This window comes from Spirosoma montaniterrae (assembly GCF_001988955.1).
In the GTDB taxonomy this organism is placed as follows: domain Bacteria; phylum Bacteroidota; class Bacteroidia; order Cytophagales; family Spirosomataceae; genus Spirosoma; species Spirosoma montaniterrae.
In genome coordinates, this window is sequence record NZ_CP014263.1 from 5,538,194 (window position 1) to 5,559,283 (window position 21,090).

Annotated in this window: 18 protein-coding genes, 1 tRNA gene and 1 pseudogene; 17 read left to right on the top strand and 3 right to left on the bottom strand. The window is 50.3% G+C overall.

The annotated features are described in order from the left end of the window. Positions 1 to 5: 5 nt before the first annotated feature. The 9 genes from map to carA all read left to right on the top strand — a co-directional run bounded on the left by map (position 6) and on the right by carA (position 5,799). The gene (map, locus tag AWR27_RS23840; protein ID WP_077133499.1) at positions 6 to 818 is read left to right on the top strand and encodes a type I methionyl aminopeptidase; all 813 of its coding nucleotides are present in this window, start codon (positions 6 to 8) and stop codon (positions 816 to 818) included. Positions 819 to 825: 7 nt separating this feature from the next. Then, positions 826 to 1,044, top strand: coding sequence for a translation initiation factor IF-1 (infA, locus tag AWR27_RS23845; RefSeq protein WP_009284801.1), 219 nt, complete (start codon positions 826 to 828; stop codon positions 1,042 to 1,044). Between the two features lie 70 nt (positions 1,045 to 1,114). Then, the gene (gene ykgO, locus AWR27_RS23850) at positions 1,115 to 1,231 is read left to right on the top strand and encodes a type B 50S ribosomal protein L36 (RefSeq protein WP_009284800.1); all 117 of its coding nucleotides are present in this window, start codon (positions 1,115 to 1,117) and stop codon (positions 1,229 to 1,231) included. 2 nt (positions 1,232 to 1,233) lie between these two features. Beyond that, positions 1,234 to 1,611 carry a 30S ribosomal protein S13 gene (gene rpsM / locus AWR27_RS23855; RefSeq protein ID WP_077133500.1) on the top strand — a complete coding sequence of 126 codons (378 nt, stop codon included), beginning with the start codon at positions 1,234 to 1,236 and terminating at the stop codon, positions 1,609 to 1,611. Between the two features lie 46 nt (positions 1,612 to 1,657). Beyond that, on the top strand, positions 1,658 to 2,053 hold the full coding sequence (gene rpsK / locus AWR27_RS23860) for a 30S ribosomal protein S11 (RefSeq protein ID WP_077133501.1): 396 nt from the start codon (positions 1,658 to 1,660) through the stop codon (positions 2,051 to 2,053). Positions 2,054 to 2,150: 97 nt separating this feature from the next. Then, entirely contained in the window at positions 2,151 to 2,756 is a 606-nt protein-coding gene (gene rpsD, locus AWR27_RS23865) for a 30S ribosomal protein S4 (RefSeq protein WP_077133502.1), read from the top strand. 159 nt (positions 2,757 to 2,915) lie between these two features. Next, positions 2,916 to 3,905 (top strand): DNA-directed RNA polymerase subunit alpha, encoded by a 990-nt coding sequence (locus AWR27_RS23870; protein WP_077133503.1) that lies wholly within the window; start codon positions 2,916 to 2,918, stop codon positions 3,903 to 3,905. Between the two features lie 91 nt (positions 3,906 to 3,996). Next, positions 3,997 to 4,608 carry a 50S ribosomal protein L17 gene (gene rplQ, locus AWR27_RS23875; protein WP_077133504.1) on the top strand — a complete coding sequence of 204 codons (612 nt, stop codon included), beginning with the start codon at positions 3,997 to 3,999 and terminating at the stop codon, positions 4,606 to 4,608. 87 nt (positions 4,609 to 4,695) lie between these two features. After that, the gene (gene carA / locus AWR27_RS23880) at positions 4,696 to 5,799 is read left to right on the top strand and encodes a glutamine-hydrolyzing carbamoyl-phosphate synthase small subunit (RefSeq protein ID WP_077133505.1); all 1,104 of its coding nucleotides are present in this window, start codon (positions 4,696 to 4,698) and stop codon (positions 5,797 to 5,799) included. A gap of 34 nt (positions 5,800 to 5,833) precedes the next feature. On the opposite strand, the gene AWR27_RS23885 is transcribed toward carA, so the two are convergent. Beyond that, the gene (locus AWR27_RS23885) at positions 5,834 to 9,835 is read right to left on the bottom strand and encodes an AAA domain-containing protein (protein WP_077133506.1); all 4,002 of its coding nucleotides are present in this window, start codon (positions 9,833 to 9,835) and stop codon (positions 5,834 to 5,836) included. A gap of 119 nt (positions 9,836 to 9,954) precedes the next feature. Further along, positions 9,955 to 11,013, bottom strand: a complete 1,059-nt coding sequence (locus tag AWR27_RS23890; RefSeq protein ID WP_077133507.1) for a TerC/Alx family metal homeostasis membrane protein — start codon at positions 11,011 to 11,013, stop codon at positions 9,955 to 9,957. A 144-nt stretch (positions 11,014 to 11,157) separates the two neighbouring features. Between AWR27_RS23890 and AWR27_RS23895 the strand changes: the two genes are divergently transcribed. Beyond that, positions 11,158 to 11,898 (top strand): glycosyltransferase family 2 protein, encoded by a 741-nt coding sequence (locus AWR27_RS23895; RefSeq protein WP_077133508.1) that lies wholly within the window; start codon positions 11,158 to 11,160, stop codon positions 11,896 to 11,898. On the opposite strand, the gene AWR27_RS23900 is transcribed toward AWR27_RS23895, so the two are convergent. Next, positions 11,858 to 13,075, bottom strand: a complete 1,218-nt coding sequence (locus tag AWR27_RS23900) for a type III polyketide synthase (protein WP_077133509.1) — start codon at positions 13,073 to 13,075, stop codon at positions 11,858 to 11,860. The genes AWR27_RS23895 and AWR27_RS23900 overlap by 41 nt on opposite strands. A gap of 117 nt (positions 13,076 to 13,192) precedes the next feature. Here AWR27_RS23900 and AWR27_RS23905 point away from each other — a divergent pair, with 117 nt between their 5' ends. From AWR27_RS23905 to leuB, 7 genes and pseudogenes are all read left to right on the top strand, one after another. After that, positions 13,193 to 14,056: a UbiA family prenyltransferase gene (locus tag AWR27_RS23905; RefSeq protein WP_077133510.1), complete on the top strand. Its 864-nt coding sequence runs from the start codon at positions 13,193 to 13,195 to the stop codon at positions 14,054 to 14,056. A 120-nt stretch (positions 14,057 to 14,176) separates the two neighbouring features. Beyond that, positions 14,177 to 14,252, top strand: a tRNA-Gly gene (locus AWR27_RS23910). 849 nt (positions 14,253 to 15,101) lie between these two features. Then, positions 15,102 to 15,875: a hypothetical protein gene (locus AWR27_RS23915; RefSeq protein ID WP_077133511.1), complete on the top strand. Its 774-nt coding sequence runs from the start codon at positions 15,102 to 15,104 to the stop codon at positions 15,873 to 15,875. Positions 15,876 to 16,245: 370 nt separating this feature from the next. Continuing rightward, the gene (gene leuC, locus AWR27_RS23920) at positions 16,246 to 17,646 is read left to right on the top strand and encodes a 3-isopropylmalate dehydratase large subunit (RefSeq protein WP_077133512.1); all 1,401 of its coding nucleotides are present in this window, start codon (positions 16,246 to 16,248) and stop codon (positions 17,644 to 17,646) included. A gap of 85 nt (positions 17,647 to 17,731) precedes the next feature. Further along, positions 17,732 to 18,343 (top strand): 3-isopropylmalate dehydratase small subunit, encoded by a 612-nt coding sequence (gene leuD / locus AWR27_RS23925; protein WP_077133513.1) that lies wholly within the window; start codon positions 17,732 to 17,734, stop codon positions 18,341 to 18,343. Positions 18,344 to 18,434: 91 nt separating this feature from the next. Next, positions 18,435 to 19,949: an alpha-isopropylmalate synthase regulatory domain-containing protein gene (locus AWR27_RS23930; protein WP_077133514.1), complete on the top strand. Its 1,515-nt coding sequence runs from the start codon at positions 18,435 to 18,437 to the stop codon at positions 19,947 to 19,949. After that, positions 19,946 to 21,015: pseudogene (gene leuB / locus AWR27_RS23935) on the top strand (3-isopropylmalate dehydrogenase). Before AWR27_RS23930 ends, leuB begins: the two are co-directional and overlap by 4 nt. Positions 21,016 to 21,090 lie beyond the last annotated feature (75 nt).

The window sequence follows — 21,090 nt, forward strand, 5'->3', positions numbered from 1 at the left end:
ACAAGATGGTTTATCTCAGGAGCGATGAAGAAATCGACCTGATAAAAATCAGTGCGCAGGTACTCGGAAAAGCCCATGCTGAAGTCGCGAGGTTAATTCGGCCAGGTGTTACGACAAAGGAACTTGACCGGGTTGCCGAAACGTTCATTAAGGATAATGGCGGTCATCCGTCATTTCTCGGCTTCAATAAGTTTCCGGCTTCATTGTGTATCTCGGTTAACGATGTAGTGGTACATGGGTTTCCGAGTCGCTATGAACTTCGCGATGGTGATATCATCTCGGTAGATTGTGGTGTAAAACTAAACGGCTATCACAGCGACAGTGCCTACACCTACCCGGTAGGAGAGGTAAGCCAGGCCGTTCGACGGTTATTGGCTCGCACAAAGGAGTCGGTATACGTGGGTGCGAAACAAGCTATTGATGGTAATCGTATTGGTGACATCGGCTACGCAATCCAGACATATACCGAGAAATATGGCTATTCGGTAGTACGTGAGTTGGTTGGTCATGGTGTTGGTCAGAACCTGCACGAAGCTCCCGAGGTGCCTAACTATGGCAAACGCGGACAAGGTCCACGTTTGCGAGAAGGTATGGTACTGGCAATTGAGCCAATGATCAATTTTGGCAAAAAAGGCATTACTCAGGATAAGGATGGCTGGACAATTCGGACAGCCGACCGAAAACCTTCGGCGCATTTTGAACATACCGTGGCGGTTCGGAAAGGACGGGCGGAGATTCTGACAACGTTCGAGTACATCGAAGCCGTTACCGCCAACACAAGCCTGATGATTGAAGCACAGGAACTGATGGCCGCATAAAGCAGACATGGCAAAGCAGAATTCTATAGAACAGGACGGCGTTATTTTGGAGGCATTATCAAATGCTATGTTTCGGGTTGAACTGGCAAACAAGCACGAGGTAATTGCTCACATCTCCGGCAAGATGCGGATGAACTACATCAAAATTCTGCCTGGTGATCGCGTGAAATTGGAGATGTCGCCTTATGATTTGAGTAAGGCGCGAATTGTGTATCGGTATAAATAAGTGAAAAGATAAACGTGAAAAGTGCATAGTCATTTTTCACGGGTCGCTATTCACTTTTAACTCAGAAACCATGAAAGTCAAAGCGTCAATCAAGAAGCGCAGCGAAGACTGCATCGTGATCCGTCGGAAAGGGAAGCTGTACGTGATCAACAAGAAGAATCCCCGTTACAAACAAAGACAAGGTTAAGCATGGCACGTATTGCAGGTGTTGATATTCCAGATAAGAAGCGTGGAGAAATCGCGCTGACGTACATCTACGGCATTGGCCGCAGCCGTGCTAAGAAAATCCTGACCGACGCGGGCATCAGCGTTGACAAGAAAGCCAGCGAGTGGTCGGATGAAGAGGCAAATGCCGTGCGTAACGCTATTTCGGGCGAATACAAAGTTGAAGGTCAACTGCGTTCGGAAGTTCAGTTGAGCATCAAACGTCTTATGGACATCGGTTGTTACCGGGGTCTGCGTCACCGGAAGGGTCTCCCTGTTCGTGGTCAACACACCAAGAACAACTCGCGTACCCGGAAAGGTAAACGTAAGACAGTTGCCAACAAGAAGAAAGTCACGAAGTAATTAATCGGTCACTCCGTAGTGATGACGATCACCTCCTAACAACACAATGGCTCAGGCAAAACGTAAAGACAAAGCGAAAAAGCGCGTCGTAGTGGTTGAATCCGTTGGTCAGGTACACATCCGGGCTACGTTCAACAACATTATCATTTCGATCACCAACATGAACGGTCAGGTTATTTCCTGGGCGTCGGCGGGTAAAATGGGCTTCCGTGGCTCAAAGAAAAACACACCCTATGCTGCTCAAACGGCGGCATCGAACTGCGCTGCTGTTGCCCACGAATTGGGTATGCGCAAAGCAGAAGTGTTTGTGAAAGGTCCGGGATCGGGTCGCGAATCGGCCATCCGTACTATTCAGAACTCGGGTATTGAAGTGACCACAATTCGCGACATTACCCCGCTACCACACAACGGTTGTCGCCCACCGAAGCGTCGTCGCGTATAACGCACGATTGCTGAAAGGGCAGTTAAATACTCGAATGAGGACAGGCGACATTGGGTTGTGTCTGTCCAAGTTTTCACCTTAATTCATTCAGTCAGGAATGGCACGTTACACAGGGCCAAAAGCCAAAATTTCGCGCAAGTTCGGAGAGCCAGTTATGGGTCCGAGCAAAGCGTTACAGAAAAAGAATTACGGACCGGGTATGCACGGTCGGGGGCGCAAGCGGAAACAGTCTGAATACGCGCTCCAGTTGATGGAGAAACAGAAGGTAAAATATACCTACGGTATTCTGGAACGTCAGTTCCGCGCGCTGTTCCATCGCGCGCAGGTTCGTGAAGGTATCACGGGCGAAAACCTGCTCAAACTGTGCGAAGCACGTTTAGATAACACCGTTTATCGGTTGGGCATCGCGTCGTCGCGCCGGGCCGCTCGTCAGTTGGTATCACACAAGCACATTGTGGTTGATGGCGAAGTGGTAAACATTCCGTCATATTCGCTGAAGCCCGGTCAATTGATCGGCGTTCGGGAGAAGTCGAAGTCACTCGAAGCTATTGCGTCGAGCCTGTCGGCCCGGAATACCAAACGGTATAATTGGGTTGAGTGGGATACGCAACAAATGGCGGGCAAGTTTATCAGCTACCCTGAGCGCGACCAAATTCCGGAGAACTTCAACGAGCAGGCCATCGTCGAATTGTATTCGAAGTAATCAGGCTGGCAGAACTTAGCAGGTTCTGCCGCAATTATATATAGTTTTCAGAGGGCGGTGTACAGTGAGTGGTATTTGCTGACTGAGACCTGTCAACTGAAGACTACAAAAAGAGTCGTCACTCCCCGGCAGAGAACTGCTGTAAACAATACGAAACGTATGTCCATCTTAGCGTTCCAAATGCCCGACAAAGTCGTCGTAGAAAAAGCCGACGATTTTCACGGGGTGTTTGAATTCAAGCCTCTTGAAAAAGGATACGGTGTGACCATTGGCAATGCGCTCCGGCGCATTCTGCTGTCATCGCTGGAAGGCTACACCATTACGAGCGTAAAATTTCCTGGCGTGTTGCACGAGTTTTCCTCAATTGAGGGCGTTGTTGAAGACGTGACGGAGATCATTCTGAACCTGAAAATGGTTCGTTTCAAGAAGATCAACGACGTTGTTGACAACAAAATTACGGTTAACATCAAGAAGCAGTCGGTACTGAAAGCAGGTGATATATCCAAGTTCTCACCCTCGTTTGAAGTGCTGAATCCTGAACTGGAAATCTGCCATATTGACGATACACGCGACCTGGAAATGGAAATCTTCGTGGAAAAAGGACGCGGATATGTACCCGCCGACGAACCACGGGCCAACGAATTACCCTTCGGTCATATTCCTATCGACGCTATTTACACGCCTATCAAGAACGTGAAATACAGCGTTGAAAACACGCGCGTTGAGCAGAAAACTGACTACGAGCGGTTGTTGTTAGACATCGAGACCGATGGTTCGATTCATCCGGAAGAAGCACTGAAAGGTGCTGCTCATATCCTGATTCAGCACTTTATGCTGTTCTCGGATCAAACGATGACTTTCGAGACGACCAAGCCGGAAGAAGAAAATGTGGTTGATGAAGAAGTGCTGCACATGCGGAAACTTTTGAAAACCTCGCTGGCTGATCTGGACTTGTCGGTACGGGCCTACAACTGCCTGAAATCGGCTGACGTGCGCACGCTCGGCGATTTGGTTCGGCTGGAGATTTCAGACATGATGAAGTTCCGTAACTTCGGTAAGAAATCATTGACGGAGCTTGAGCAATTAGTTGCTGAAAAGAACCTGACGTTCGGTATGGACGTCGCCAAGTACAGATTAGACGAAGACTAACACATTAAGGAGAAAGGAGTAAAGGAGAAAGGAGGAAAGGGAATAAACCCCCTTATTCCGTTCTCCCCCCTCCCTTACTCCCTTTACCAAAATGAGACACGGTAAGAAAGATAATCACCTCAGCCGGACGCACTCGCATCGCCAGGCCATGTTGCAGAACATGGCAGCGTCGCTGATTCTGCACAAGCGGATCGAAACAACGGTTGCAAAGGCGAAAGAACTCCGCAAATTTGTGGAACCGTTACTGACCAAGGCGAAGGACGATACGTTCCAGAATCGCCGGGTTGTGTTCCAGACGTTGCACAACAACGACACGATTAAAGAACTCTTCGGAACGGTAGCCGACAAGATCGCGAACCGTCCGGGTGGTTATACGCGCATCATCAAGCTGGGGAACCGGGCCGGTGACAATGCCGATACCTGCCTGATCGAACTGGTGGACTTTAACGAAACGCTGATCGCGGTTGCGGCTGAGAAAGCGGCTGCTACGACCAAAACGCGCCGGAGCCGCCGGGGTAGTGGAGTACGTGCTGCCGCTACAACCGAAGCTGCTCCTGTGGTGGCGGCTGAAGCACCTGCTGCCGAAGTTATTGAGGAGACTCCCGTTGCGGAAGCCCCTGTCGAAACGGTAGAAGAAGCATCTGCCAACGAAACGCCCGCTGCTCCTGAAGCATCGGCTGACGACGAAACGAAACAGAGCTAATGCCGATTCGTTTTTTCATAGCGAAAAGGGGTTAACCAGACGATGGTTAGCCCCTTTTTTTAGACTTTTGTACTCCAAAAAGCATTCATGAAACATACGCAACAGCCCGAAGCCCTGCTGGTTTTGCAGGATGGTTCAGTATATCGGGGCCTCGCCTTAGGTAAAAAAGGCACCGCCGGGGGCGAAATCTGCTTTAACACCGGCATGACCGGCTATCAGGAGATTTACACCGACCCGTCTTACTATGGTCAGGTCATCATCAACACCACGTCGCACATTGGCAACTATGGTGTATTGCACGATGCCGAGCAGGAATCGTCGGGCGTGAAAATCCGAGGGATGGTCTGCAATTTCTTCTCAAACATACATTCGCGCTATACCGCCGACGGGTCGTTGCAGGATTATTTTGAGCAAGCTAATATTGTCGGGATTCACGGCATCGACACCCGGCAGTTAGTACGTTACATTCGCTCGAAAGGAGTGATGAACTGCATCATTTCGTCGGAGATTTTAGATCCCGCCCTATTATTGGCCGAATTGCAGAAAGTGCCGGATATGGAAGGGCTGGAACTATCGTCAGAAGTAAGCACTAAGAACGCTTACGAACAGGGTGATCCTGAATCGGCCCTGCGCGTAGCCGTGCTGGATTTAGGCGTCAAACGCAGCATCCTGAGCAATTTCAACGAGCGGGGCGTATTTACGAAGGTATTCCCGGCCAAAACGCCATTTGCCGAGTTAGCCGCCTGGAAACCTAATGGCTTTTTTATTGCCAATGGCCCCGGCGACCCGGCAGCAATGCCCTACGCTGTTGAAACCGTGAAGCAGGCTTTAGATACTGACAAGCCAGTTTTCGGCATCTGTCTCGGCCACCAGATTTTGTCGCTCGCCAGTGGCATCTCGACCTACAAAATGCATAACGGCCACCGGGGGCTGAACCACCCGGTGAAGAATCTGATTACAGGACATTGCGAAATTACGTCGCAAAACCACGGTTTTGCCGTTCGGGCCGAAGAAGTGCGTGACCACGCTAACGTTGAACTGACCCACGTTAATCTGAACGACAACACCATTGAGGGCATCCGGCGCAAAGACAAACCTGCTTTTTCGGTGCAATACCATCCCGAATCGTCGCCCGGCCCACACGATTCGCGCTACCTGTTCGATCAGTTCGTACAGATGATGAAGGAGTAATATAAAGAAGCCCGGCCCACATCGCCGGGCTTCTTTATAACTTTCCTCGCCAGAATTCCCGGCTCCAGACGCGCTGAAAGGGCCATCCCCGGCTTTGTAGGGCGATAGGTAAATAAGCATGCGCTTGCTTCGGCGGTTGCTGGTAGTATGTATCGTCGTCGGTCAGAATTAGCGATTGATACGTGTCTTCAACTTTTACCGTCAAATCGGCAAAAGGCAGTTCGGGCTGCCAGTTAGGGCGTTTATCGGCTAATTGATCTTTCAGCAACGAGCCAGTTAGCCCTGCCGTAATAGGGGCGGGTAAGGGACGAAAACGACCTTCCGATACATCGAGGGCGTATTGCAGGTACGCTTTCAGCAGATGTACTCCGGCACTGTTACCTGTATCGGTGCGTAGTTGATCGGGCCAAAGACTGGTGATAACGTATACCCGTTCGCGGGCGCGGGTCACAGCCACATTCAGGCGATTCTCGCCACCGCGTGCGTTTAAGCTCCCGAACTGCATCGTCAGCCGACCGCGTTCATCAGGCGCGTAGCCAACCGAGAAAATGATGATGTCGCGCTCGTCGCCCTGCACGTTTTCAATGTTTTTGACGAAAATACCCTCACCCCTGGCCCCTCTCCCAGTACGGGAGAGGGGAATAGTGCTCCCGGATGGTTCACCCCTCTCCCGTACTGGGAGAGGGGCCGGGGGTGAGGGCAATAGCAAGTCCTGAATCAACTGCTGTTGTGGATAGTTGAACGTGACCACGCCGATAGAGCGTCCTGGCAACTCAACGGCAAGCTGATCGATCAATTGTAAAACGGCTTCTGCCTCCGTTAGATTCGTATTTTGCTGCCAAACTCCGCCCACGTATTGGTAGTGAATGGCGGGTTCGTGCCGGTTGATGTCGGCATAGTGGGGGAGGAGCGACAACCGATTTTGGTAAAAATGGCGATTCGAGAACGTAATCAGATCAAGTGAGCGGCTGCGGTAATGTTCGGTCAGCGAGGTTTGCGGAAACCATTGGGTAGCCAGTTCGAGCAGCGATTCTACTTCCAGTTCGGCGGGCGTATCGTCGCCCGATTCGACATCGCCTAAGCGGGTTTGATACAGATCGCTGGGCCGAAGCTGCTGGTTATCGCCCGTTACAATCACCTGTTTGCCCCGCATCATGGCCGGAACACCCTGCTCGGCAAAACACTGCGACGCTTCATCGAAAATAACCAGATCGAACAGGTCGTTGCGGAGCGGGAAAATGGCCGACACCGTTTCGGGCGAAGCCAGCCAGCATGGCACGAGCTTAAACACTTCGTCGGCATAAGCGGCTACAAGTTTGCGAACGGGCCAGATAGTACGCTTTTTGGTAGTTTGATGCAGCAGCTCGCGGTACGTTACAACGTTGTTCAGGCGATTGAACGTCAGGTTCCGGTATGTTTGCTCGCGGAGTTTCATAAGCAAAATATCGCGGCTGAAACGCTGTTTTTGGGCCATACCCGCCTGCAACATCTGTTCTGCCTGTGCCATTTTCAGCGATGAGACCGCCCGCAGTTCGGGTTTCTGCTGCTCGATATGATTAAGCCAGGCCAGCCGAAGTGAGTTCTGAAACGTAGTCACCCATTGGTCGGGACGAAAAGCTACCAGCCGTTGTACTATGCTCATCTCAACAGGAGTCAGGCTGGCTTCGATGCGGTCGTGTTCAACCAGCAAGTCAAAATCCTGCGTCAACGACTGATACAAGGCATCAGCAAAACTATTATTGTGCCAAAGCCGCTCTAACTGACTGCCCGATAGCCATTGACCAGACATGTCGAATTGCTTGGCTACATCCATTGCAATATTCAGCACTGCCGTAACTACCGTCTGAAACGAGCTTGCCGACAGCCACGCCGACGGGGGCAAGGTTGTAAGTAGAGGCAGCGTATCAATGCGTTCGAGCAGTTTCCGCGCCCGCCAAATCAGCCGTAAACTCGCCGGAACGTTGGGCAGGGGCAATTCGCTCAATAACGATTCTACTTGCGGTTGCAGCGTATTGAGCTGATTTCGCTTTTCGAGCCGAACAGCCAGCGTATCAAGATCGGCTTCATTGGTGGTCAACGCATTCAGCATAGCCACCTGTTGTAGTTGCCGATAGCCCGAATTAGTTAGCCGCCACCACTGCCAGCGCACCCACGCCCCACGAGCCGCCCGCGCATCGGTAAGCAGGCTCATGAATGGCAACAATTCGGACTGCTGTAACGACGTTTCGGGACCGGGCGAGGCTAACGCATCGTCCCACGCAGACGATAGTTTGGGTAGCTGTTCCAGCTCAATCATCAGAGCCGGGTGCCGTGCATTGGCCCGCAAAACCAGCACCACCGCCCAGAGTTCGTTGGCATCGGGTTCGTCCAGCAATCGGAGCAGAGTTACTACTTCGCTGGCGGCAAAATTCCAGTTCATTAACCTCTGAAGCGCGATTGACTGCCCCAGTAGGGCAGCGGTTTGAGCATCGGTCTGCTGGCGCGTTTGGGCCCAGGTCGCAATGGCGTCTGTTAGCTTAGACAAATCAGCCGGGCCGAGCGTATCGAACCGCTTCCGGTCGGTCCACGGGTGTTCGGAGCCGAGCCGCTGTCGGTAAGCTGCGTAGTCGCTCAACCGGCGGGTAATGCCGTCGATGTTCGACAGTTGAAAAGCGGTATAGGTGTCCGAAACGTCAATAGTTGGGGCGTTGGGCTGGCTGGTCAGATACAGCTCTTTGGCCGATATGCCACAGATACTTGTGTCGAACAGCGCGTCTTTGAACGTCTGAAGTTCGGCTACTATAGCATCGATTCGGCGGCTTTCGGTATCAAAATCACGTTCGAGCAGTACGGCGTTCAGACTGTTGTTTTGTTGCCGGTAAGCGTCTATCTGCTCAATTTGCCGGGCAATTTGCGCGTACAAAGCCGGGCGGTCGTCCTGAAAATCGTGAACGAGTGCCAGAAACGATTCCATGCCAACCTGCCGTAGCCGTTCCTGCACCACGTCGAGTGCGGCCCGTTTCTGACATACCAGCAGCACGCGCTTGCCCGCAGCGGCTGCATCGGCCATGAGGTTGGCAATCAGTTGTGACTTACCTGTACCGGGTGGCCCCTGCACCGCCAGCGACTGCCCCGCCTTCACTGCCCGCAAAGTTGCTTCCTGTGATGCATCGAGGGGGAGGGGCGTGAGAATCTGTCTCTCTTTAAGTGATGAGTGATGAGCGATGAGCGATGAGTCTTCATTTCGGGGTAGCCACTCATCACTCATCGTTAATCGGTCATCGGTCAATAGCGCGTCATAATCAGGAACTAAAAACGACCCGGCTTGGGGAAAAATGCCCAGCACGGCTTCAGGATAAAGTTTTAACTCACCAGTGCGTTCGAGCTGGTCTAAGCTTCTGGCGTTTTGTTTGTCGAAAAATTGAAGTTTGTCGGCAAATAATTCCTGATTGAAATTCAGTTCGAGCGGGGTCGTTTTCAACCATTCGTACAACTGCGTTCGGAATACGAGCGGATCGTGGTCGAAATCATCGGTCGATTTTTCGAAAACATCGTCGGGAATTGTCAGGCTGTTGAACTGTTGGTAGGCCAGCAGCAGGGTCGGATTCAGAAATGAACCCACATCACCCCGGCCTGCGAGTTTCCAGTGCCTGCCCTGTTGTACCAATTCGACCGGAAAGAACAGCAGTGGCCCGTGTACGACCGTATTATCGAGAAATTTTCCCCGCACAAACGGCCATCCTACATACAGGTCTTCGGTGCCGCGCTCGTCTTCAATAAACCGTGCCGTGCGGTCAATGCGCCGGAGTTTACGGCTGACTTCATTACTGCGTTCCTGCCGGGCGTCGAGAACATCGCAAACCGGCACTACTGCTTTACGCCCAATCAGATCGGCAAGTATAGTGAACGACGGCTTGTTAAGCAGAAAATCGGTTTCGTGCAGATCCAAGAACTGACCAATCGGCAAATTAGTCAGAAGCAACGACCGATTACGGCTGCTCAGATTCGTAAGCCGACGGCGGAAGGTGCGGAGAATATCTGAACCAGGATTAGTCATGATTAACAGGATTAAACAGGATTTGACGCTTCGCTTGTTCGGAGCTATAACTAATTGATGTTGTAAATAAGCGCAGCGTCAAATCCTGTTTAATCCTGCTAATCTTAGCTAATCCTGGTTCAGGCGACTTTTTTTTCCGGTATCAGGTACGACGCCAGAATGCTAACGGCCAGAATAGAAATGATGATATAGAGTGAATATACGGGTTTGAAGCCCCATTCTTCGAGCCAGTGTTCGGCCAGCATTTTCGCGCCGATATAGGTCAGCAATACGGCTAAACCTGTTTTCAAAAAACGGAACTGGCTAATGATATTCGATAAGAAGAAGAACATCGACCGCAACCCCATGATAGCAAAAACGTTCGAGAAAAACACGATGTACGGGTCTTTGGTGATCGAGAAAATGGCCGGAATGGAGTCGACAGCGAAGACCAAATCCGTAAACGCCACCACGATAACAATGATGAACAAAGGCGTAACAAACAACTTCTGGTCGGTTTTTCGGCGAACGAAGAAGTTATCGGTCACATTGCGCTTATAAACGTTCAAGTATTTACTGGCAATGCGCACCACGGGATGATTACTGGGTTCGATTTTCTCGTCTTCGTCTTTCTGAAAAAACAAGGAAATGCCTGTGTAAACCAGAAACGCCCCGAACAAATACAGAATCCAGTCGAACCGCTGAATCAGGGCCGAGCCTAAGAAAATAAACACAAACCGGAGCACAATGGCACCCAGAATTCCCCACACAAGAATCTTCTTGTAGTATCGCTCCCGAACACCGAAAGAGTTGAAAATCAGGATAAACACGAAGATATTATCAGCCGACAGCGAGTATTCGACCAAATAGCCCGTAATGTATTCGAGGGCCATGTTATCCTGAAATCGTTGCAAACTGGCTGCAAAATCGCCGGGAATCAACCCAACGTGTCCAGCATATCGGTCGTGTACTTCCTGCAGGCGGGCAAAGTCGGTAATGCCGTGAACGAGATAGCCAAAATTTTTCAGGAAAAAATAGAAAGCGATTGACAAACCTACCCAGATAGCACTCCAGGTTGCGGCTTCTTTAAAGTGAACGATGTGGCTTTTCTGACGGGAAAACACGCCCAAATCGAGAGCCATTACTACAAGAACGAAGGCCGCAAAGGCCAGAAAAAACGTAGTTTCGCTGGTGAACATAAGCCATTGGCATAAACAGAGACATAACCCTGCTCTGCCCGAAAAGTTAATTTTAAATGGTAAAACTACTTTGAATACGCCGAAACAGCCACGTTGGTTCGGCATAGTCTTGGCATAGTGGTAGTTAGGCTGTAGTTTTGGGCCATGTTTAATGATAAAAAAGTGATTGTGGTAATGCCCGCTTACCGGGCAGCCCTCACACTCGAGCGTACCTACCGCGAAATTCCGTTCAATATAGTTGACGAAGTAATCTTAGTTGACGACGCCAGCCCCGACAACACCGTAGAGGTAGCAAAACAACTGGGTATCAGACATGTTATTCGACATGACCGTAACAAAGGTTATGGCGGCAATCAGAAAACCTGTTACGCCAAAGCCCTCGAACTTGGGGGCGACATCGTGGTGATGCTCCACCCCGATTATCAGTACACGCCCCTGCTACTGACGGCCATGATTTCAATAATTGGCAACGGACTGTATCCGGTTGTGTTTGCCTCGCGTATATTGGGTAAAGGTGCGCTGAAAGGCGGGATGCCACTCTATAAATATATTGCCAACCGCTTTCTGACTTTCACACAGAATCTGCTTATGAATCAGAAACTGTCGGAGTATCACACTGGCTACCGGGCGTTTTCGGGCGAGGTGTTACGGAGTCTAGATTTTACACACAATTCCGATGACTTCATTTTCGACAATGAGATGATTGCACAGATTTTCTACAAAGGCTACGAAATTGCTGAAGTGACCTGCCCAACCAAATACTTTGAAGAAGCGTCGTCCATCAATTTCAAGCGCAGCAGCATTTACGGCTTAGGTGTATTGCGCACATCGGTGCTGTACTTGTTTACAAAGCTTGGGTTGATGCGCTGGAAAATTCTGAAGTAGCGTAGTTAGCGTCGACCGTAACAATTTCCAGCACCATCGATTCGAGCGTTAGGCCCGGCCCAAACGCGCAACTCAAAATATTTCCCGGTACTGACGCGTTCCGGGCCGATGTGTCTGGAGTTGTTTCTATCGCCAGCGGATCAGGTCGTAGGCTGTTCCACACGTCTTTTAGCACAAACAGCACCGTAGCCGACGACATGTTGCCATACTGTCGCAATATGTTGTAAGCATGACGATTGTCGTATGTTGTTATGCCTAATTGCTGTTCAATAACTTCCAGAATCCGCCGACCGCCGGGGTGTAGGGCATAATGCCCGATGCCATCGAGCGTGAGATTACACTGGTCAAGCAAACGTTCCATCAACTGACCAATGCCCTGTTGGATAAACGTGGGCACCTCGGCAGTGAGCGTCATCTCGAAGCCAAAATCGCTGACGTGCCAGGCCATAGCGTGTTTGCCTTCGGGTAACAGGTCGCAATAGAACGACCGTAACCGAAACGCCTGTTCGGGCCGGGGGCGGCTTTCGACCACTACTGCCGCCGAACCGTCGGCAAAAAGCGCGTTCGATAACAGGTGATCGGTTTCGGTTTTTTTCTGGAAATGAATCGTGCAAAGCTCAACGCACACGACCAGCACTTTGGCATCAGCATCGGCCCGCACGATGGCGTCGGCAGTTTTCAGGCCATTAAATGCGCCATAGCAACCCATGAAATTAATAGCCAACCGCTGTGTTGTAGTGGGCAGACCGAGTGCTTCGATGATCTCGATGTCTGGCCCCGGCGCGTATAGCCCGGTACAACTCACGGTAATCAGATGCGTAATCGTCTGGGGGTCGAGGTCAGCGTAATTGGCGAAACAATCGCGAATAGCGTCAAGGGCAAGGGGCACAGCCTCCTGCCGGTATACGCCCATCCGCTGACTCACCGTCGGGAATGGTTCCATACCCGGCGTATTCGCGTAGAAAGTATAATCTCCTTTTGGCCGAACGTAATCGGCCAGCACCGTATGCCGCTTATCGATACGGGTTTGGCGGTAAAGAGCCATCAACCGGCGGCTATCACGCTCATCGAGCTGCAACACGTCGGCCATGAATTCAGCCGCTTTCTGCTGGGTTTTTGAATAAACGGGTACGGCAGTTCCGATACTGTTGACGTAAGCACTGGGGCGACTATTCATAGCGTAGGTAATCCGCCGAAGCAGATGTATTGGCGTATCTCCCTCACAGGGTACATCGTATAACTACAGTCTGTGCCGAAAGTTCTGTAATTTGCCGTAGCCTTACCTTATAACCAAATGTCTGCTCGCGCCATCTGGCTGCACTTACGGGTGCCGTTCTCGTTTTTTCTGCTGCCTATCTTCTGGTTTGCACTCAGTCAGTCGTCGCATATCGACCTATGGCGGGCAGTGGCAGTGCTGATTATCATACACTTGCTGTTGTATCCGGCCAGTAACGCCTACAATAGCTATTTCGACAAAGACGAAGGCCCTATCGGTGGTCTGGAAACACCTCCTCCCGTTACAAAAACGCTGTATTGGGTGTCGTGGCTGCTCGATGTGGTGGCGTTGATACTGGGCGCGTTTCTGGGCTGGCCGTTTGTTGTGTATCTGCTTGTTTATGGCTTTGTGACGAAGGCATATAGCCACCGCCATATTCGGCTGAAAAAATACCCTATACTTAGCTTTTTCCTCATTAGCGGCCTACAGGGCGGTATTACCTACGTCATGACCTACGTTGCCGTCAACGATTTGCCATTCTCGGCCATAACGCAACCCCGACTATTGTTTGGCGGGCTATTGGGTACGCTGAATCTGATGGCTCTTTACCCCGTCACGCAGGTATACCAGCACGTCGAAGACGCTCGCCGGGGCGACCGCACGCTGAGCTTACTGCTGGGCGTTCGTGGCACGTTCGTATGTGCCATCGTAATGTTCACCCTGTCGCTGGTCGCATTTTTCGTTTACTTCAATAACCTGATTTATTTCGGATTATACGTACTACTTCTGTTGCCCGCTGTTGCTTATTTTCTGCATTGGGGCTGGCAGATCTGGTACGACAGCCAGCGGGCCAATTACCGCTCAACCATGCATATGATGTGGATTTCGGGTGTTTGTCTGAACAGTTTTTTTATTTTTTTGATTGTACTAACCCATTCGTAATCAGTTTTTAGCGGTATCCTGAACGGATGGGGGTACAATTTTTTTAGGCCGAGGTCTTGACAAGCGACGAAAAAAGCCTAATTTTGCATCCACAATTCGCCACAAGGTACGGCGAACTATGCGAAAGTAGCTCAGCTGGTAGAGCGCGACCTTGCCAAGGTCGAGGTCGCGGGTTCGAACCCCGTCTTTCGCTCCACGAAAAAGGCACCGTTGGTCGGTGCTTTTTTCGTACATGCTGAAACTTGGCAGCAAGCAAGGCAAATTGCCGGGATGGTGGAATCGGTAGACACGCCGGACTTAAAAGTTGAGTGCCCGATTGGAAACAATCGGAGTAGAACCGCTTAAATTCGGGGAAACCTTATCGAGCAATTGATTGGCAATCCCGAGCCAAGCCTGCCAGCGACAGTTGGTGTGGAAGGTGTAGAGACTTAACAGGCGGCACCTACGCTCTGCAAAAACGGAGTATGGTGAAGAGAAAGTCCAGACCACAAATCGTTGCACAGGGCAACGAGCAGCGAAAGCTGTAGTTGGTACGAAAATCCTGTGGGCTTTACGGCCCGTGCGGGTTCGACTCCCGCTCCTGGTACAAAACCTCCTGAAAAGGAGAAGCAAATGGCAAACAAAAACCGCTGATAATCAGCGGTTTTTGTGTTTTCGGACCAATACGCGGTACACTATCAACCAAAACTTGTAGGAAAAAATGAATTTTTTTCAAGAGTGGATAGAGAACAAGTAAATTTACTTCATTGCTGAGACCAGCTCTCAAAGCCATAACAGATCGCAACCTCTTGCGCGAGAGCGAACGAATGAAAATCGAATGTGGAGAAAAGGACTTTACTGAGTTCGATGACGTATCGTTTGCCCCGGTTAGCAGCGTATCGGATATAAATGGCAGAGTAATATTTTGATTATCAGATTATTGTCTTGATTTTGTGCGCTTATAAATAAGGATTTAGGTTAATTTTTGCCAAGCATAGCACTCAATGAGAGCGGGATATGTTTTTTGAGCGTAAGTCTAAACTTTCATCAAAAGACAATATTATTAATGGAACCAAATCGCAGCAAGATTATTTGCGATACAAACATCTGGTATCGAATATTTGATGGCCGTATCTCAATCAACGAATTGACAGGCAAGTTTTTAGTGGGTACATACATAAGTGGGTTTGAATTTGGCTGTACTCTAAACGCTCTGAATGACTTTAACCTGTTTCGCAACGCAGTTATAGCATTTAAAGGACAAGCTCAACAATTCTATAAAGAGCATCCAATTGAGTACATAAAATTATTGTCTAACTATCCTTCAAACAGCGACAAATGGATTGAGTTAAATGAATCGCTCAACAAGGTATTTGGTACAAAGGAACCGAACCCGGCATATTATGATGCTGCAAAACATGAATATGAGAAATACTACACTGAAGCAAGTGATCTCCTTGAACCATTTGTTAGGTTCGTTGACGATTATCGCAATAGTATCACTAATAAGGGGTTACACAAAAAAAATATGAATGCTTCAATCTCTCGTCTGCAACAGATTGAAGCAACAAAATCAGTTATAACTAATTGGTTTCAGGGGGTGGAGATTAAATGGGAGCCTTTAGAATTATTCTTGAACGTTTTTAACGAATGGCTTAGGCAGTTAGACCTACAGAACAATCTTAAAATGAATCTGAATGATTGGAACGACGTATTCAACTTAGTATATGTTGCACCGGGTGATTTGTATTGGACTCGCGACTATAAAAAGACATGGGAGTTTATTAAACAGGCTGGGCTTTCACATTATTTATTTGAGCCAGAAAAGGTACGTGAATAATTTTTTTTCCTATTTGTTACTCACTATTTTCAAATACTTGTAAATCAATTAGTTATAAGATAATTTTATACCCGCTCCTGATACAAAATCTTTAAAAAAGGGGAAGCAAACTACAAACAAAGATCGCTGATAATCAGCGGTTTTTTTGTTTTTACACATACACTAAATTAAATAAACTGGAAATAAATATGTAAGATATTCCAAAATGAATATTTGTGTATCCTAAACCGTCTCACCATTGATAGTGATCTGATAACAATTTTCGCTCAGTATTATTGGTTTGTCTAAAATCGCTATTTCTTGAACAAACAACGGGACGCGCACATGGGAGTAAGGCTGCACTTTTGTAGCAATAAAAACTGCTACAACTATGAGTACCCCCAAAACCCTGTTCGATAAAGTCTGGGACGCACACGTTATCCGGCACATCGAAGATGGCCCCGATGTGCTGTTCATCGACCGCCATTTCATTCACGAGGTAACAAGCCCGGTAGCATTTCTGGGACTCGAAGGCCGGGGCGCGTCGGTACTGTTTAATCAGCGCACGTTTGCCACCGCCGATCACAACACGCCTACCCTCAATCAACACCTGCCCGTAGCCGACCCACTGTCGGCCAATCAGTTGGCCGCTTTGGAGCGAAATGCCAACAAACACGGCATTTCGTACTGGGGCCTGGGCCACCATAAAAATGGGATCGTTCACGTAGTGGGGCCGGAGAACGGCATCACATTGCCCGGTATGACTATCGTTTGTGGCGATTCGCACACGTCTACGCACGGCGCGTTTGGAGCTATTGCGTTTGGTATTGGCACATCGGAGGTCGAGATGGTACTGGCTACGCAGTGCATCATGCAGCCTAAACCAAAGAAAATGCGGATTTCGGTCAATGGCATACTGGGCAAAGGCGTATTGCCGAAAGACGTAGCCTTATACATTATTTCGCAGATTTCAGCCAGCGGAGCCACGGGCTACTTTGTTGAATATGCGGGTGAGGTATTCCGCAGCATGAGTATGGAAGGCCGCATGACGGTCTGCAATATGAGCATCGAGATGGGCGCGAGAGGTGGCATGATAGCTCCCGACCAAACGGCCCTTAACTACCTGAAAGGCCGCGATCTGGCTCCCAAAGGCGATGCCTGGGACAAACTGGTGCCCTACTGGGAATCGCTCAAAACCGACGACGAAGCCGAATTCGACGTTGACCTGTCCTTCGATGCGGCCAACATTGAACCCCAAATCACCTACGGAACCAATCCTGGGCTTGGCACGGGTGTTACGCAGCAGATTCCGCTGGCCGAAGCCGTGAAAGACGGTGCCGCGAGCTACAAAAAATCGCTGCAATACATGGGTTTCGCCGAAAACGAATCTATGATTGGTAAACCCATCGACTTTGTGTTTTTGGGCAGTTGCACCAACGGACGCATCGAAGATTTTCGGGCGTTTGCATCCATTGTAAAAGGGCGCAAAAAAGCAGATAACGTAACGGCCTGGCTCGTGCCGGGGTCGCACATTGTTGAAGCGCAAATTAAGGAAGAAGGTATTCTCGACATTCTGACCGAAGCCGGTTTTGCACTCCGTCAACCAGGCTGTTCGGCCTGCCTTGCCATGAACGAAGACAAAATTCCGGCGGGTAAATACGCCGTTTCGACCTCTAACCGCAACTTCGAGGGCCGACAGGGGCCGGGTGCCCGTACACTGCTTGCCAGCCCGCTCGTAGCTGCGGCTGCGGCTGTGACAGGGGTGGTAACAGACCCACGAAAGTTTTTATAGTGATGAATGCTGAGTGATGAGCATCCTTCCTGCGACGCTTATTTATCACTCATCGTTCATCATTCATCGTTTATCACTCAAAAAGATGGCATACGACAAATTCACCATTCTGCGCTCGACCGCCGTTCCGATGCCTATCGAGAACGTCGATACCGACCAAATTATACCCGCCCGATTCCTGAAAGCTACCGAACGCAAGGGTTTCGGTGACAACCTTTTCCGCGACTGGCGGTACAACGCCGACGATACCCCGAAAGCTGATTTCGTGCTGAACAACCCGACCTACTCTGTCGAAGGGTCGCCCCGAAAAATTCTGGTGGGGGGCAAAAACTTCGGTAGCGGGTCGAGTCGCGAACACGCGGCCTGGGCTATTTACGACTACGGTTTCCGGTGCGTTGTATCGAGCTTCTTCGCCGACATTTTCAAGAATAACTGCCTGAATATCGGTATCCTGCCCGTTACGGTCAGCCCTGAATTTGCTGAAGAAATTTTCGCGGCCATCAACGCCGACCCCAATACCGAACTGGAAGTAGACCTGCCTGCGCAGACGATTACGTTGCTGGCTACCGGCAAGAGCGAACACTTTGCTATCAACGGCTACAAAAAGCACAACCTCACCAATGGCTACGACGATATCGATTACCTGTTGTCGATGAAGCACGAGATTGAGCAGTTCGCCGAAACCAGACCGTTCTAAATGTTGAATGATTGAGTGGTTGACTGATTGAATGGTTTCTTAACGACTCATTCAATCAGTCAACCACTCAATCATTCAATAATTTCTACCTATGCGCTACATTGAAATTATGGATACTACCCTCCGCGATGGTGAACAAACCAGCGGAGTGTCGTTTACGGCAGCCGAGAAACTGGCCCTCGCGCAGGTGTTGCTCACGGAGGTAAAAGTCGACCGGGTGGAGGTGGCTTCGGCCCGAGTGTCGGCGGGCGAACTGGAGGCCGTACAGCAAATTACGCGCTGGGCCGATAGTGTCGGAATGCTTGACCGGGTGGAAGTGCTGACATTCGTAGACGGTCGGGCCTCACTCGACTGGATGCGGGCATCGGGCGCGCGGGTTATGAACCTGCTTACAAAAGGCTCGCTGAACCACCTCACGCACCAGCTTAAAAAAACTCCTCACGAGCATTTTGCCGATATTCGACAGGTTATTGAAGATGCACAAGCTGCTGGTCTTCAGGTAAATGTGTATCTGGAAGACTGGAGCAATGGCATGCGTACCTCGCCCGATTACGTACTTCAGTTTATCGACTTTCTGCAAACGCAGCCTATCCGACGTGTGCTGCTACCCGACACGCTGGGTGTGCTGACCCCCGCCGAAACCTACCAGTTTATTGCCCTGTTGGTGGGCCGCTATCCGCAACTTCACTTCGATTTTCATGCCCACAACGATTACGACCTAAGCGTAGCCAACGTTCTGGAAGGCATCAGGGCCGGAGTGCATGGCATTCACCTGACCGTCAATGGCTTAGGCGAGCGAGCGGGTAACGCCCCATTAGCCAGTACGCTGGCCGTGTTGCGCGATTTTGTACCCGGCGTGCAGATGGGCGTGGCCGAAAAGTCGCTCTATAAAGTCAGTAAGATTGTCGAAACGTTTTCGGGATTGCGGATTCCTGACAATAAGCCGGTTGTGGGTAATAATGTATTCACCCAAACGGCGGGTATTCATGCTGACGGCGACAAAAAAAACAACCTGTATTTCAATGCGCTACTTCCCGAACGTTTTGGCCGCGAACGCAGCTACGCTTTAGGTAAAATGTCGGGAAAAGCCAACATCGAAAATAATCTGCGCGAGTTAGGTATACAGTTGTCGGACGATGAGCTGAAAAAGGTAACGCAGCGAGTTATTGAACTGGGCGATAAGAAAACCACGATCACCCGCGAAGACCTGCCTTATATCATTACCGACGTGTTGCAGCAAACGGCAACGGCTGCGCGGGTAGAGGTGCTGAACTACTCGCTGACCAAATCGAAGGGGCTGAAACCCTCAGCCACAATTCAGGTACGTATCGATGACGAGCAGTTTGAAGAAAACGCGCAGGGCGATGGGCAATACGACGCGTTTATGAATGCGCTGAAGAAAATCTACAGCCGCAAGCAAATGGCCTTCCCCGAACTAACCGACTATGCCGTCCGCATTCCGACCGGCGGGCATACCGATGCACTCTGCGAAACCATTATCACCTGGAAAGTGAACCACCGCGAATTTAAAACCCGTGGCCTCGACTCTGACCAAACCGTGTCGGCGATAAAGGCCACGCAAAAAATGTTAAACACACTCGAATGAAAAAACACATACTCGTAGTACCCGGCGATGGTATCGGGACCGAAGTGACCGCCGTTGGCAAGCAGGTTTTAGAAAAAATTGCTCAAAAATTCGAGCATGAATTTACCTACGATGAAGCCCTCATCGGTCACGTTGCCATCGAAGCCACCGGCGTGGCCCTGCCCCCGAAACGCTCGACAAAATGAAGGCCGCCGATGCTGTGCTGTTCGGAGCCGTCGGCCATCCCAAATACGACAACGACCCCTCGGCTAAAGTCCGGCCTGAACAGGGACTGTTGCAGATGCGGAAAGAGTTGGGCCTGTACGCCAATCTACGCCCTATCAAGCTGTTTGACGAGCTGCTGGAATCGTCGAGTATCAAGGCTGAAATTCTGCGCGGAGCCGATATTCTGTTCTTCCGCGAACTGACCGGCGATGTGTATTTTGGCGAGAAAGTTCGTTCCGACGACCGCGCAACGGCTTCGGATCTGATGATTTACCACAAATATGAAGTAGAGCGAATTGTACGGAAAGCATTTGAAGCCGCCCGCACTCGTCGGAAAAAGCTTATGAGCGTCGATAAGGCAAACGTACTGGAAAGCAGCCGATTATGGCGTGAAGTGGTGCAGGCACTAACGCCCGAATACCCCGACGTAGAGGTAGAACACCAGTTCATCGACGCAGCGGCCATGCTGCTTATCAAAGATCCTAAACGCTTCGACGTAGTGGTAACGGGCAACCTTTTCGGCGATATTTTAACCGACGAAGCCAGTCAGATTGCTGGCTCGATGGGCATGCTGGCTTCGGCGTCGGTCGGCGATAGCACGGGCGTGTACGAACCCATTCACGGTTCGGCGCACGACATTACCGGCAAGGGCGTTGCCAATCCGCTGGCGTCGGTGCTGTCGGCGGCACTATTGCTCGATATTTCGTTTGGCCTGAAAGCCGAAAGTGAAGCCGTGATAAATGCTGTTGATGCGGTGTTGAAAGCAGGCTACCGCACCCGCGACATTGCTGATGGCAATACCCCCGCCGACAAACTGTTAAACACCGGGCAAATGGGCGCACAGGTGCTGGCACACTTATAATGTATAGCCGCCCCGGAGGGGTGGCTATACAATTTTTGCCGTAATTTGGCACGTTAAAACAGAGCAACTGGAAAC